The organism is Campylobacter sp. CN_NE2 (assembly GCF_027797465.1).
GTDB lineage: Bacteria > Campylobacterota > Campylobacteria > Campylobacterales > Campylobacteraceae > Campylobacter_B.
Map to the genome: position 1 here is coordinate 481,378 of NZ_CP115608.1, position 14,164 is coordinate 495,541.

The window sequence follows — 14,164 nt, forward strand, 5'->3', positions numbered from 1 at the left end:
CTTTATTTCAGAAATTTATTTTACGCAAAATTTTACGCATTTTGTGCAAAAACGCCTTTTTTAGGGCCACCTTTGCCGCAGCAGTCTTTATATTTTTTACCGCTTCCACAAGGGCAAGGCTCATTTCGACCTACTTTTTTTTGCCTTGGCGTATTATTTAGCTCCGAATTTTCGCCTAAATTTTGTCTCATTGAGGCTGCTTGGGCTGCTGCTTGTCTAGCCATTTGCTCTTCGTAGGCTTTTTGCTCGGCTTGTATTTCTTCTTGTGTTTTAAATCTTATAGCATGAAGCGTTCGCACACTATCAGATTTTAACCGCATTACAAGTTCCATAAAAAGATTGTAGCTCTCTTTTTTATACTCGGTTAGCGGATCTTTGTGATTATACCCGCGCAAACCGATACCTGTTTTTAAAATATCCATTTGATACAAATGCTCTCGCCAGTCGCGATCTACGATTTGCAAATAAAGCATTTTTTCGATATTTTTTCGTTGTTCTGGATCAATTTGCGACATTTTTTCTTCATAGGATTTTTCAAGTGTTTCTAAAATCGCACCTTTTAACTCTTTATAGTCAGTCGCTTTTTTTAGATCTTCAAGGCTGATTTCTTCGGTTGTTTCGTTCATAACCTTTGTCGCAACTGCTTCATAGTCAAATCTTTCTTGCGAATCTCCATCAAAAATTTCAAGCTCATCGAGCAAATTTGCGATATAATCATCTCTATTTGAAAGAATTTTCTCTTTTAAATCAAATTCTTTATCTAAAAGCTCGTTTCTATATTTATAAACGGTTTTTCTTTGTTCGTTTGCGACATCATCGTATTCTAAGATATGTTTTCTAGCTTCAAAATGCAAACTCTCGACTTTCTTTTGCGCATTTTCAACAGCCCTTGTAACCATTTTTGATTCGATACTATCGCCGTGTTTAAGCCCAAGCCTATCCATGATATTTTTGATTTTGTCGCTACCAAAAATTCGAAGCAAATTATCTTCTAAACTTAGGAAAAATCTACTCTCGCCCGGATCGCCTTGACGACCTGAACGACCACGGAGCTGATTATCTATTCGCCTACTTTCGTGGCGTTCGGTACCTAAAATATACAAACCGCCCAAATTTCGCACTTCATCGTCTATGCGAATATCAACGCCCCGTCCTGCCATATTTGTTGCGATCGTTACTGCGCCTTTTGCACCGGCTTCTGCGATGATTTGCGCCTCTTTTTCGTGGTTTTTAGCATTTAGCACGGAGTGCGGAATTTTCTCTTTTACCAAAAGACTATGCAGTTTTTCGCTCTTTTCGATACTTGCAGTTCCCACAAGCACAGGCTGACCTTTTTCGTGCAATCTTTTTATTTCATTTATCACGGCTTCAAATTTTTCATCTTCTGTTTTATAAATCAAATCGTTTTGATCTTTGCGAATAACAGGCACATTTGTAGGGATCGAAACAACTTCAAGTTTGTAAATTTGAGAAAATTCAGTCGCTTCTGTTTGAGCAGTTCCTGTCATACCGGCTAGTTTTTCATAAAGTCTAAAATAGTTTTGAAATGTAATATCGGCTAGGGTTTGGCTCTCTTCTTTTATTTCAACGCCTTCTTTGGCTTCGAGCGCTTGGTGCAAACCTTCGCTAAAACGGCGTCCTTCGCTTAATCTACCTGTAAATTCATCGACGATTACGATTTCGCCGTCTCTAACAACATAATGCACATCTTTTTCAAAAAGATAATTTGCCTTTAAAGCCTGATCTAAATAGTGGCTCAAAACGGCATTTTCAAGGCTATAAAGGTTATCTACGCCAAAAAGCTTTTCCGCTTTTGAAATTCCGCTTTCGGTTGGTAAGATTGTTCTATTTTTTTCATCTACGACAAAATCGCCAGTTGGTTTTTCTTTTGGATCAAGCGGTGCTTCGCCACGGACTAGCTGTTTTGCAACTTCGTTTGCTTTGATATAGCCATCAAGTGTGCGATTGGTTGGACCTGAGATTATAAGCGGTGTTCTAGCTTCGTCAATCAAAATGCTATCGACTTCATCGACGATAACGAAATTATGTCCCCTTTGAACCTTATCTTCGCTGCTAAATTTCATATTATCACGCAGATAATCAAAGCCGTATTCGTTATTTGTGCCGTAAGTTATATCGCAGTTATAAGCCTCTTTGCGTTTTGTATCGTCGTATTCGCCGCCTACGATAACGCCGACACTAAGACCTAAAAAGTTATACAAAACGCCCATTTGCTCGGCGTCTCTTTTTGCCAAATAGTCATTTACGGTTACGACATGAACGCCCTTGCCTGTCATCGCATTTAGCACAACAGGAAGCGTTGCAACAAGCGTTTTTCCTTCGCCGGTTTTCATTTCTGCGATATTTCCGTCGTGCAAAACCATACCGCCTATTAGCTGAACATCGAAGTGGCGAAGTCCTAAACTTCGCTTTGAAGCTTCACGCACGATAGCAAAAACATCGTATAAAATTTCATCTATTGAAATTTCTTCTGCTTGGACTTTTGCCTTAAATTCATTAAAAACTCCGCGAAGCTCGTCATCGCTCATTTTTTCATATTTTGGTTCAAGTTTATTTATTTGTAAAGCTCTTGTGGCATATCGTTTAACAACTCTATCATTTTGTGTGCCAAAAATTCCACGCATAACTGATTTAATCATAATTCACCTTGTATTGTAAAAATTTAACTTGGTATTTTAACACAATTTTATTTTTTATTTAATTAAATACTCACAAAAAATGGCTATAATATGCAAAATTTTCAAATTTAAAGGAGATAAAATGAAAAAATTTATCCTATCTTTATCGATTTTAGCAAGTTTTATCGTGGCAAATCCGCTTGAATTTAAAACGCTTAGCTCAAATTTCAAACAAAGCGTAACAAGCGAAGAAGCCAAAATCGAATACGCAGGAAACTTTATCGCCACAAGAACCAATGCTTTTTGGCATTACGAAAGCCCAAATTTAAAGGATATTTATTTTAGTTTTGATCGCGTTGTCGTTATCGAGCCGGACCTTGAACAAGCCATAATCACAACGATAAAAAACACGCCAAATTTAACCGAAATTTTGGCAAATGCAAAGCCAAATAAAAATGGAATTTATGAAGCTAAATTTGATGATGTAACCTATCAGATCGAGCTAAAAAACGAGCTTCCGCACACGATAAAATACACAGACAAACTAGATAACAAAGTCGAAATCACGCTTTCTGGGACACAAAAAGATCAAAAAGTAAATGAAGCTTTATTGATCCCTGAAATTCCACAAAATTTTGACATAATTTCGCAGTAAATTTTTTAAAATATTTGGAGAGATTTAAAATCTCTCCAAAAAATTCTTAAAATTTTATAATTTCGCTTTTAAAAGCTCATTAACCTTGCTAGGATTAAATGCTCCCTTGCCTTCCTTCATAACCTGCCCTACAAAAAAGCCAAAAAGCTTATCTTTTCCGCTTTTATATTCTGCGACTTTGTCCGCGTTTGCGCTTAAAACTGCGTCTATTATAGCGATTATCGCGCCGTCATCGTTAACTTGTTTTAAGCCAAGTTTTTCGATAACACTATCGACACTTTCATCATTTTCCATCAAGAAATCAAGCACATCTTTTGCCGCTTTTTGACTGATTGTGCCGTCGCTAATTCGCCCCAAAAGAGAAATCATTTTTTTGCTATCAACAGGGCTATTTTCGATAGTCATACCGTTTTTAAGACGAGCCGGAAGCTCCACACTCAACCAAGTAACGCAAAGTTTTGGCTCTAATCCTGCATTTATCAAATCTTCAAAATATTTTGCATTTTCATAGGTTGAAATGATAACTTCTGCATCTTTTGGTTTAATGCCAAGTTTCTCGACATAGCGAATTTTCTTTTCATCAGGCAGTTCTGGGATTTGCTTTCCCTGTTTCATCATATCATCGTCTATGATAACCGTTAGCAAGTCAGGATCAGGGAAATAGCGATATTCTGCACTATCTTCCTTGCTTCTCATTGATTTGGTTGCAAATTTATTCGTATCAAAAAGTCTAGTTTCTTGATAAACTAACTCGTCGTATTTGCCGTCTTCCCAAGCTGAAATTTGACGATTTACTTCATATTCTATGGCTTTTTGGATAAATTTAAATGAATTTAAATTCTTAATTTCAACGCGAGTGTAGAGTTTATCATCACCTTTTGGGCGAATACTAACATTTACATCGCAGCGAAAAGATCCTTCTTGCATGTTTGCGTCGCTGATGTTTAAAAAGCGTAAAATCGAGTGCAGTTTTTTTAAGTAAGCCACAGCTTCATCGCTAGAACGCATATCGGGCTCACTTACGATTTCAAGTAACGGCGTTCCTGTGCGGTTTAGATCAACCAAACTTCGTCCGTCTTCGTGGCTGTTTTTGCCTGCGTCTTCTTCTAAATGCGCTCTTGTGATACCTATGCGTTTTTCATTTCCGTCGATATTGATAAAAAGTTCGCCGTTTTCTACAATCGGCACGGTAAATTGCGAAATTTGATATGCTTTTGGCAAATCAGGGTAGAAATAGTTTTTTCTATCAAAAACACTTTTTTCATTTATGGTCGCATTTATGGCTGTGCCAAAGCTAATGGCTTTAATAACTGCTTCTTTATTTAGCACAGGCAAAGCTCCCGGCAGTGCTAGACAAGTCGGACAAACATTTGTATTTGGCTTTTCGCCAAAGCTAGTAGCACACGAACAAAAAATCTTAGTTTTAGTATTTAACTGACAATGAACTTCTAAACCGATTATAGTTTCAAACATAACGAACCTTTTTCAAAAATTTTTGCGACATTTTACAACTTTTTGCCTAAATTTACTCTTCCCACTCGGAACTTTCATCTTTGTGTTTTAAATCAAAAACATCGATTATAAGCGATAAAATCACTATTAAAACAATGCCAGGAAGCGTGCAAGCAAAGAGAAATTTAAGTCCAAAAGGTAAAAAATGCATAAAAAAATAAAATGCACCGAGAAAGAAAATCCCCCACGATGCACCTAATATAAAATAAAGAAAATTTCTTTTAAATTTGAGATTAATGCTCATCTATCACAACAGCACCCGCTAGATAAACATAGCTTAAAACCATGAAAATAAAAGACTGCAAAATCGCCATAAATGTTAGCAATGCTAACGGAACCATTGGTATAAAAGCAGGAACCAAAGAAAGCATAACTAATAGAAATAAATCATCGCCCTTGATATTTCCAAAAAGTCGGAAAGAAAGCGAAATAATGCGTGAAAAATGAGAGATGATTTCAACAACAAACATTAACGGAGCCAAAACCGCAACAGGCCCCATGAAGTGTTTTAGATATTTTACGATTCCGTTTTTGCGAATACCTTCAAAATGATAATAAACAAACACACAAAGCGCCAAAGCAAGGGTTAAATTTAGGCTTGAAGTCGGAGATTCAAAACCAGGAATTATACCCATAACATTTCCCACAAATACAAGCAGACCGATAGTTGCGATTAACGGCAAATATTTTCTAGCTAGTTCTTCATTTCCCATTGTATCCTTTCCCATATTCAAAACACCGCCAAGATAAGCTTCGGTTACATTTTGGATACCGCGTGGAACAAGCTGCATAGATCTAGTCGAAAAATACGCAATCGCTATGATAATCGCCACAGCCAACAATAGGTGAAAAATGTAGATAAAAGTGTGATTGTAAGTAAATAAACTACCCGCAAAAAGAAACATATCTTTTAACATAAAAAGCCTTTAAAAGTAAAAAATTCAGCTGTTATTCTATCTTTTATTTGATTAAATTTCATTTAAAAATTTGATAAATTTGCGATTTCTTTATGCAATTAGACATGCAAACATTCAGAAAAAATCCGAATGTTTGTATAAATTTAATTATTTAAAGGCGTATTTGTTCTATTTAAGAAAAAAATTTAGCAAATTTAAATTTTACTCATTCTACTTTGCAAAGCTTCGTTTATAAGGGCGTTTGCAACTGCTCGTTCTTCTTTTATAAAGACAAAATTTTCGCCAAATTCACCCACAAGCTCTTTTTTTCTGCCAATTCCTGTGTAACGAATTATGACATCAGCTTTTAAATTCATAGAATTTATCATTTTTGCCACGAGTTCCAACTTTTGTTCGTTTGAAATGGTTAAAATTATCGCACTTGCTTCTTTTACATTTAACGCATCAAGCGTTGATTTTTGTGTTAAATTTCCAAAATAAATTTTCTCTCCCCTACTCTGTCCTAAATGCACAAGTTCGACATCGCTATCGATGACGGCATATTCTAATCCGCCACTTTGCAATCTTCGCACAACTTCTTGTCCTATGCGTCCGTATCCTGCAACTATGATATGGTTTTTTAAATTTGATAAATCAAAACCAATATCTTCATCAAGCCCTTCAACTTCGCTTTCTATGCGATTTGCTAGGCGGCTTAAATTTTTTAGTATAAACGGCGTTAAAATCATAGTTACAACTACGACGGTGATTAAAATTTGCCCAAGTTCGCCAGAAATCATCTTTCTTGAAATCAAAATCGCAAAAATCGCTAATGCAAATTCGCCGATTTGACAAATCGAAAGTGCCGCTTTTAAGGCAACTCGCTTTTTACTAGCCAAAATCAAAATCGCATAAACAACGCCTGTTTTTATTGCCATTGTAAGCACGATTAAAACCAAAATCATACCGTAATGATTTAAAATAGTGTCGAAATTTATCTGCATACCGATTGTGATAAAAAATAGACCTAGTAAAATATCCCTAAATGGGATAAGATCGGCTTCCATTTGGTGCTTGTATTCGGTTTCTGCAATAAGCATTCCTGCGATAAATGCGCCCAAAGTGTAAGAAAACCCAAAAATATGAGCTAAAAAACTAGCACCTACAACGATAAATAAAATTGTAGCTATAAATGTCTCTTTTGATTCGGTTTTAACGACAAAATAAAGGACTTTGTTAAAGACAAATTTTCCCAAAACAAAAAGTAAAAGCAAAACGATAGTTGCACTTACGGCAGTTTTAAAAATGAGTGAATTTACAGGCGTATTATCAGCACTTGCAAAAATATCAATCATAAGCAAAATAGGAATTACAGCTAAATCCTGAAAAAGCAAAATTCCAAGAGCTTTTCTGCCGTAATTTTGATTTATATCTTTTGTATCGTTTAGTATTTTTAACACAATCGCGGTCGATGAAAGCGCGAGTGCAAACCCCACTATAACGGCTGTTTTGATATTTATATCAAAGAAATTTTCTATCAACATAGAAAAAACTATACCACAAGCGGACATTTGAAGAAAGCCGTTAAAAAAAACTTCCTTTTTCATACTCATTAAATGTTTAAAACTAAATTCTAACCCGATAGTAAACATCAAAAAAACTACGCCAAATTCGGCGACATGAACTATTTCTTCTGCATGAATAATCTTTGTGTGAGTGATATTTGCCATTTGTGAAAGGCAAATTCCGGCTATTATATAACCGATAATCGTAGGAATATCAAATGCCTTAAAAATCACATTTAAAACAACAGCCAATGCAGTAACAATAAGAAAAAGTTCGATAAAAATTTCCATACCCTACTCTTTATTTACTCTTTTTCGCTTTCAAAAAAAATCAAATCAAAACTACTTTTTCGCTTGACAAGCTGATTTTTGCGTGAATTTGATGAGTTAAATTTATCAAGCTCAGCTCTTAATTCATCGATGATTTTTTCATATTCATCAATCTTTTCTTTTAGTTGCAAAATCACATCAACTCCCGCTAAATTTACACCCAAATCCTTTGTCAAACGCAAAATCATTTTTATTCTATCAATATCTCGCTCCGAATATAGTCGCATTTTTCCCTCTGTGCGACCGGGTTCGACTAAACCCTCTCTTTCATACTGACGAAGCGTTTGCGGGTGCAAATTTAGCACCTTTGCCACAACGCTTATAAGATAAACAGGCTCATCATATCCTTGCATTTTAGCCTCCTTAAAGCTTTTCTTCTAAAATTTTTCGAACTTCACTATCAAGTTCATCGACATTTGGCAAAACCACATTTACAACCAAATACAAATCTCCGTAAATTTTGCTTTTGCGATTTTGCACACCGTAGCCTTTTAGGCGAATTTTTTGTCCGTTTTTTGTATTTTGTGCGATTTTTATGGTTACTGGTTTTTTAAAAGTTTCTACTTCAAATTTACCGCCAAAAAGTGCAGTTTTAAGCGGAATTTCGATATTTTTATACAAATCATCGTCTTGCCTTTTAAATTCGCTACTTTCTTCAATATTTAAACTTAAAATTATATCGCCGACATTTCCGTTTCTGCTTGAAACCCTGCCCTTGCCACGAATTCGCAGTTTTTCGCCGTTATTTACTCCGCTTGGAATGCGAATTTTGATATTTTGATTATTTATGGAAATTTCTTTTTCTCCGCCTAAAACGGCAGTTTCAAAAGGTATGCTTAAATTTGCATTTATATCTAAATTTTCGCTACCAAAACCGCCAAAATCAAATCCGCCAAATCCGCCGCTACTGCGATAACTTCCACCACTGCTAAAACCACCGCTAAATGCACCGCCAAAAATATTTTTTAAAATTTCGTTTAAGTCGTCCATATTTCCAGCACTTCGTGCAAAATCACCGAAATTTTGTCCGCCAAACATATTATCGCCATAAGTGTCGTATTGTTTTCGTTTATTTTCATCGCTTAAAATTTCATACGCCGCGTTTATCTCTTTAAATTTATCTTCTGCACCTGCTTCTTTATTTATATCTGGGTGATACTTTCTAGCAAGTCTGCGATAAGCTTTTTTTATCTCTTCGCTACTTGCGTCCTTTGAAACGCCCAAAGTATCGTAAAGGCTTTTATTATCAGCCATTTTCCTTCCTTTATTTTTGTAAATTTATTACATATATTTTATCATAAAAGTTTAGTCTATGTCAATCAAGTTTAAACTAAATTTGCTTTAAATTTGGGAAAAAAATTAGAATTCATTAAAAAAATATTTTGATAAAAAAAATATAATTTACCAAAATTTTTTATAAGGAAAATTTAATGAAAAAAATTATTATGTTTTCAGCATTGACAGCCGGTTTGCTTTTTGGTGCTAGTATAAATTTTAACGAAGCTCCGAGCAAATTTGATCGACTAAATCCGGCTTACAACGGCGATGTAGTGCTATCTTTTCATAGTTCAATAAGTGAAGCCAAAAAATCGGTCGTAAATATCTCGACAAGTAAAACGCTAAAATCAGCTCAACACCCGATGAGCGAGCTGTTTGACGATCCGTTTTTTAAACAATTTTTCGGATTTGGTTTTGATATGCCACAGCGTGAGCGAAAATCAAGCTCTCTTGGTTCAGGCGTTATTATATCAAATGACGGATATATCGTCACAAATAACCATGTCGTAGAAAACGCAGACGAAGTTTTGGTAACTTTGCTTGATAATGACAAAGAGTATAAAGCCAAAATCATCGGCACAGATTCTAAGACCGATTTAGCGATCATCAAAATAGAAGAAAAAAATCTTTCAGCTATCAAATTTGCAAATTCAAACGACTTAATGGAAGGCGATATTGTTTTTGCTATCGGAAATCCTTTTGGCGTGGGCGGAACGATTACGCAAGGCATAATTTCAGCACTAAATAAAAATAATATCGGCTTAAATCAATATGAAAATTTTATCCAAACAGATGCCTCGATAAATCCGGGCAACTCAGGTGGTGCGTTAGTCGATAGTCGTGGCGCATTAATAGGCATAAATTCAGCTATTCTTAGCAGAAGCGGCGGAAATAACGGCATAGGCTTTGCAATCCCGTCAAATATGGTAAAAGATGTTGCACAAAAATTAATTAGCGACGGCAAAATCGAACGCGGCTATATCGGCGTTATGATAGGCGATCTTACAAAAGATCAAAAAGAAATTTATAAAAACACAGAAGGTGCTCTTATCGTAGGTGTTGAAAAAGATCTTCCTGCCGATAAAGCAGGTATCAAAAGAGGCGATTTGATAACAAAAGTCGATGATAAAACAATCAAAAATTCAAATGAACTAAAAAATTTAATCGGCTCAATGCCGCCAAATAAAACAATCGAAGTCGAATTTGAGCGCGACAAAACTATGAAAACAGCTAAAATCAAGCTAGATAGTATGAGTGGCGATGAAAAAAGTAGTGGCACCAAAGGTGGAAGCGCGATTGACGGACTTAAACTTAGCAATCTAAATGATGAGCTTCGCCAAAAATATCGCCTTGATAGCGATATTAACGGAGTTTTGGTAACTGGCGTTGAAGACGATTCAAAAGCAGAAGAATTTGGCTTTAAAACCGGCGATGTTATCATCCAAATCGGTCAAAAAGATGTAAAAAATATCGAAGATTTCAATAAGCTTGTAAGAGACTACAAAGGTCAAAAAACCCTTGTTTGGGTTATTAGAAATAGAATTCCACAAGGTTTAGTTATAAAATAATCCAAATTTACACTAATTCGGAGCGAATTTTTGCTCCGAATTTCTTACAAATTCAAATTTAATCCTTATTTTGCTATAATCAAGCCCAAAAAAGGAAAAACAATGATAAAAATTTTAATGATTGAAGATGATACCGAGCTTGCCGAGATTTTATCTGATTATTTAACCCCTTTTGATATGGAAGTTACTATCGTAGAAGATCCTTATGTCGGACTTTCTAAAATAAGAGCAAAGCTAGAAAATTTTGATTTGATTATTTTGGATTTGACTTTGCCGGGTATGGACGGACTTGAAGTTTGCAAAGAAATTCGCAAAACAAACAATATACCGATTATCATTTCAAGCGCAAGACACGATTTAACCGATAAAATAAATGCTTTTGATTTTGGCGCTGATGATTATCTGCCAAAGCCTTATGATCCAAAAGAGTTACTAGCTAGGATAAAAAGTCATATCCGCCGCCAACAAAGTTTAGGCGTAGCGTCAAATTTGGCACCGCAAAATAAAGATTTGGTGCTAAATGAATTCGAACATATCATAACCCTAAAAGGCAAAGAGATAAATTTGACGGTTGCAGAATATGACATTTTACGCTATTTAATAAAAAAAGAAGGTGGCGCAATCACACGAGAAGAGCTTATTTATAACTGCGCTTCAATCGATGAAGATTCGACTATTAAAAGCATAGATGTCATCATCGGACGAATTCGCCACAAACTCGGCGAAGATCCAAAAAATCCAAAATATATCCACGCTATTCGCGGAGTAGGATACAAACTAATCCAATGAGACGAAATTCGATATTTTTTACGATAACTTTCATATTTGTTTTGGCTATCGTGGCTATTTCGATAATGTTTTGGTGGCTTATCGGATACGACAAAGAAAACTACCGTAGAGAGTTAAATACTCGCTATGAAATCGTAACAAATTTATATCTTTATAAAATGAATAACTTAATCAGCGAGAGCGAATTTAAACGCCAAATGCAAAATTTTAAAATTCCCGAAGTCCAGGACGAACCAACAAAAAATGAAGTTTTAACTAAAAGCGAAAATTTATACGAAATGGCAACAAGCTTGGGTTCAGGAGCTATTTTATATTTTGAAAAAAAACATTATTTAAAAATCGAACGAAAAAATGAGCTTATTTTACTTTATGATTCAGAGTATCAACCTTATCGTTATGACTTTTTTAGGCTGGTTTATTTTGCCGTTTTAATTACACTTTTGGTAACTTATATCTTTACGATACGAAAAATCAAACCACTTCGCAAACTAAAAAGAGAGATTAATAAATTTGCTAACGGCGATTTAAATATAAAAGATGTTAGCGTTGGAAATAACGAAATTTCCGATGTTTCAAAGGCATTTTATGATTCGGTTATGCAGATTAAAAAATTAAATGAATCTAGGCATTTGTTTTTGCGAAACATTATGCACGAGCTTAAAACGCCCATTACAAAGGGACGAATCGCAACCGAGATGATAGAAGAAAGCAAAAACAAAGATCGTTTGATTTCGGTTTTTGAAAGATTGGAAAGCTTGATTAACGAATTTGCCGCTGTTGAAAGGGCGACTTCTGGCATAAATTTAGATAATTTTATAGATTGTAGCGTTGAAGATATAGTAAATGAAGCCATTGATTTAGCAATGTGTGACAAAGAGAGAGTAAATTTAGAAAATCCACTCAAACTTAGTATAAATGTCGATTTTAAGCTATTTTCAATCGCCGTTAAAAATATCATAGACAATGGCTTAAAATATGGTAGCGATAAAAAAATTCGCATAGTCGCAAATGCAAAATGCTTAGATTTTATCACAAGCGGAGAGCCACTAAGTAAGGATTTTAAATTTTATATAGAACCTTTTGCGAAAGGCGAAAATGCCAAACAAAGCTTCGGGCTTGGACTTTATATCGTAGATAGTATCTTAAAAGCTCACGGCTTAGAGCTAACATATCGCCACGAAAACGGCGAAAATATTTTTAGTTTTGAAAATATTAGTAGTAGTATTATACTCTAACATAAATATTTTAATTATCCGAATAAGCATCGAACTATATTTACTTTACTATTTATAATATTATTACCTTTAAATAAAAAATTTTTTCTTAAATTTAAAAAAGCAATGAATTTTTAAATTTGGATTTTATATTTTAAACTGTTAGATCTCTTTTTTAACTTTACCTAAAATTATAAAATTATATTATTGTGAGCAAAAAAGTAACAAAGTAAAAGTAAAACATAATTTTTTTAAAAAATGACAACATAATTTTAATATATTCATAGAAATTAGAGTACAATTAAAAATTTAAAATAAAAAAGGCGTCGCCAAATAGCGACGCCTGCAAATTTATCCGACAAGAATCAGATTATTCTATTTTACCAGTTTCAATTCGTTTTTGGTAAATAGTTCTCATTTTTCTGATTTGTTGTTGAACATCAAATACACCATGCCAGTGAGCATAGTCAGGAGCACCCATCATCGCACCCATTCTCATACGGCGACCTTCATGGTGCCATGAGTAGTAGTATGCTCTTTGGAATTCATCACTCCATTCATCATCTTTGAGAAGTTTTTTCTCTTTTAGCTCATTTAGCATTTTCATAGCTTCATCGTGATAGAAGTTATAAAGCATTACATGTTTATCACCCATTTCAAAGAAGTTAGTTGTAAATGTGCTTGTATGGCATGATTTACATACCATTGCCATCTCTTTTCTACCTGCATCAGCACCGTCTGGGTGACCAGCAAGAGCATTACCTGTTGTTAATTTCATGCCCTCTGCCCACTCTTTTGCAGCAGTGTCAAATCCACCGCTTCTTTGATTGCTGTGCGGAGCCCATAGGTTCCATTTCAAGCGAAGGCTAACATTGTGAGTAGTTTTTAGCTCACCGATACCTGACATGTGGCAAACTGCACAAGTTGGAGTTCTATAATCAGGAACATCCCATGTATCAGGTGCGCTGTCAAATTTGTATTTGTCGCCTTCTGTGTTGTAGATATGTCCGTGCATTGAATTGTTAAAAATTTCAATGTTTGGATGATCAGGTCCTAAGTGACATGAAGCACAAGCTTCTGGTTTTCTAGCTTCTACTATGTCAAATTTATGTCTGCTATGGCAAGCAACACAGCTTCCGATTCCGCCGTCAGGATATGCAGTACCGATACCAAAATTTGGCCAAGTCTCTTTTAGAGGCTTTCCTGCGCTATCCATTTTGATAACAGAACCATGACATTGGATACAGCCTGTGATCGCAGGAGCATCTTTTAAATCAGGGTGATCTGCACCTTCATAGTGATACATAAGTTCAAGCATAGGCTTTTTAGCGAACATTTGAACGCCGCCTCTTGCGTGACCGCTTTGGTTGAACTCAGCAACCTCTTTCTCGTGACATTTCGCACAAGTTTTTGAACTAACCAACATACTTACATGGTTAGTGCTATCTTTTGGGTGAGCAGCTTTGATTGCCATTGGATTGTCCGCAGGGACATTGTGACAATCAACACAACTTACACCAGCATGAGCGTGACGAGAAGATTTCCAGTCATTTACAATGCCCGGACTCTCTTTTGTATGGCACTCGATACACTCAACCGCCTGAGCAGAAAGTTTTCGATCAACTTTCATGCCCTTCATAAGATTTACATCGCCTACATTTTCCGCAAAACACATCACGGACAAACAGGCAACTGCCAAGAAAATCTTTTTGAACATG

The 14,164-nt window shown here is 35.4% G+C and carries 12 protein-coding genes; 4 read left to right on the forward strand and 8 right to left on the reverse strand.

Annotation, left to right across the window (positions count from 1 at the left end):
• Positions 1-32: 32 nt before the first annotated feature.
• A complete protein-coding gene (gene secA / locus PF028_RS02360; protein WP_270861142.1) occupies positions 33-2,660 on the reverse strand; it encodes a preprotein translocase subunit SecA in 2,628 nt (875 codons plus the stop codon).
• Positions 2,661-2,781: 121 nt separating this feature from the next.
• Between secA and lolA the strand changes: the two genes are divergently transcribed.
• A complete protein-coding gene (gene lolA, locus PF028_RS02365) occupies positions 2,782-3,294 on the forward strand; it encodes a LolA-like outer membrane lipoprotein chaperone (protein WP_270861143.1) in 513 nt (170 codons plus the stop codon).
• Positions 3,295-3,348: 54 nt separating this feature from the next.
• Here the strand turns inward: lolA and gatB are convergent, their stop codons facing one another.
• From gatB to PF028_RS02395, 6 genes are all read right to left on the reverse strand, one after another.
• Positions 3,349-4,767 carry an Asp-tRNA(Asn)/Glu-tRNA(Gln) amidotransferase subunit GatB gene (gatB, locus tag PF028_RS02370; RefSeq protein WP_270861144.1) on the reverse strand — a complete coding sequence of 473 codons (1,419 nt, stop codon included), beginning with the start codon at positions 4,765-4,767 and terminating at the stop codon, positions 3,349-3,351.
• A 52-nt stretch (positions 4,768-4,819) separates the two neighbouring features.
• Positions 4,820-4,957, reverse strand: a complete 138-nt coding sequence (locus PF028_RS02375) for a hypothetical protein (protein ID WP_270861145.1) — start codon at positions 4,955-4,957, stop codon at positions 4,820-4,822.
• Positions 4,958-5,039: 82 nt separating this feature from the next.
• A complete protein-coding gene (locus PF028_RS02380; protein ID WP_270861146.1) occupies positions 5,040-5,723 on the reverse strand; it encodes a F0F1 ATP synthase subunit A in 684 nt (227 codons plus the stop codon).
• A gap of 194 nt (positions 5,724-5,917) precedes the next feature.
• Positions 5,918-7,558 carry a cation:proton antiporter gene (locus PF028_RS02385; RefSeq protein ID WP_270861147.1) on the reverse strand — a complete coding sequence of 547 codons (1,641 nt, stop codon included), beginning with the start codon at positions 7,556-7,558 and terminating at the stop codon, positions 5,918-5,920.
• A 14-nt stretch (positions 7,559-7,572) separates the two neighbouring features.
• Positions 7,573-7,950 carry a heat shock protein transcriptional repressor HspR gene (locus PF028_RS02390; RefSeq protein ID WP_270861148.1) on the reverse strand — a complete coding sequence of 126 codons (378 nt, stop codon included), beginning with the start codon at positions 7,948-7,950 and terminating at the stop codon, positions 7,573-7,575.
• A 10-nt stretch (positions 7,951-7,960) separates the two neighbouring features.
• Positions 7,961-8,851, reverse strand: coding sequence for a J domain-containing protein (locus tag PF028_RS02395; RefSeq protein ID WP_270861149.1), 891 nt, complete (start codon positions 8,849-8,851; stop codon positions 7,961-7,963).
• A gap of 176 nt (positions 8,852-9,027) precedes the next feature.
• Between PF028_RS02395 and PF028_RS02400 the strand changes: the two genes are divergently transcribed.
• The 3 genes from PF028_RS02400 to PF028_RS02410 all read left to right on the forward strand — a co-directional run bounded on the left by PF028_RS02400 (position 9,028) and on the right by PF028_RS02410 (position 12,467).
• Entirely contained in the window at positions 9,028-10,443 is a 1,416-nt protein-coding gene (locus PF028_RS02400; protein ID WP_270861150.1) for a Do family serine endopeptidase, read from the forward strand.
• 102 nt (positions 10,444-10,545) lie between these two features.
• Positions 10,546-11,232: a response regulator transcription factor gene (locus PF028_RS02405; RefSeq protein ID WP_270861151.1), complete on the forward strand. Its 687-nt coding sequence runs from the start codon at positions 10,546-10,548 to the stop codon at positions 11,230-11,232.
• Positions 11,229-12,467, forward strand: coding sequence for an ArsS family sensor histidine kinase (locus tag PF028_RS02410; RefSeq protein WP_270861152.1), 1,239 nt, complete (start codon positions 11,229-11,231; stop codon positions 12,465-12,467). Before PF028_RS02405 ends, PF028_RS02410 begins: the two co-directional genes overlap by 4 nt.
• A 349-nt stretch (positions 12,468-12,816) precedes the next feature.
• Here PF028_RS02410 and PF028_RS02415 read toward each other — a convergent pair whose 3' ends face one another.
• Positions 12,817-14,163: a multiheme c-type cytochrome gene (locus PF028_RS02415; protein ID WP_270861153.1), complete on the reverse strand. Its 1,347-nt coding sequence runs from the start codon at positions 14,161-14,163 to the stop codon at positions 12,817-12,819.
• Position 14,164 lies beyond the last annotated feature (1 nt).

Excerpts from the sequence above, each read along its gene's own strand:
- PF028_RS02410 (WP_270861152.1), top strand. The coding sequence starts at position 11,229 with ATGAGACGAAATTCGATATTTTTTACGATAACTTTCATATTTGTTTTG.
- gatB (WP_270861144.1), bottom strand. The coding sequence starts at position 4,767 with ATGTTTGAAACTATAATCGGTTTAGAAGTTCATTGTCAGTTAAATACT.
- PF028_RS02415 (WP_270861153.1), bottom strand. The coding sequence starts at position 14,163 with ATGTTCAAAAAGATTTTCTTGGCAGTTGCCTGTTTGTCCGTGATGTGT.
- PF028_RS02380 (WP_270861146.1), bottom strand. The coding sequence starts at position 5,723 with ATGTTAAAAGATATGTTTCTTTTTGCGGGTAGTTTATTTACTTACAAT.
- secA (WP_270861142.1), bottom strand. The coding sequence starts at position 2,660 with ATGATTAAATCAGTTATGCGTGGAATTTTTGGCACACAAAATGATAGA.
- PF028_RS02385 (WP_270861147.1), bottom strand. The coding sequence starts at position 7,558 with ATGGAAATTTTTATCGAACTTTTTCTTATTGTTACTGCATTGGCTGTT.
- PF028_RS02395 (WP_270861149.1), bottom strand. The coding sequence starts at position 8,851 with ATGGCTGATAATAAAAGCCTTTACGATACTTTGGGCGTTTCAAAGGAC.
- PF028_RS02400 (WP_270861150.1), top strand. The coding sequence starts at position 9,028 with ATGAAAAAAATTATTATGTTTTCAGCATTGACAGCCGGTTTGCTTTTT.
- PF028_RS02405 (WP_270861151.1), top strand. The coding sequence starts at position 10,546 with ATGATAAAAATTTTAATGATTGAAGATGATACCGAGCTTGCCGAGATT.
- PF028_RS02375 (WP_270861145.1), bottom strand. The coding sequence starts at position 4,957 with ATGCATTTTTTACCTTTTGGACTTAAATTTCTCTTTGCTTGCACGCTT.
- lolA (WP_270861143.1), top strand. The coding sequence starts at position 2,782 with ATGAAAAAATTTATCCTATCTTTATCGATTTTAGCAAGTTTTATCGTG.
- PF028_RS02390 (WP_270861148.1), bottom strand. The coding sequence starts at position 7,950 with ATGCAAGGATATGATGAGCCTGTTTATCTTATAAGCGTTGTGGCAAAG.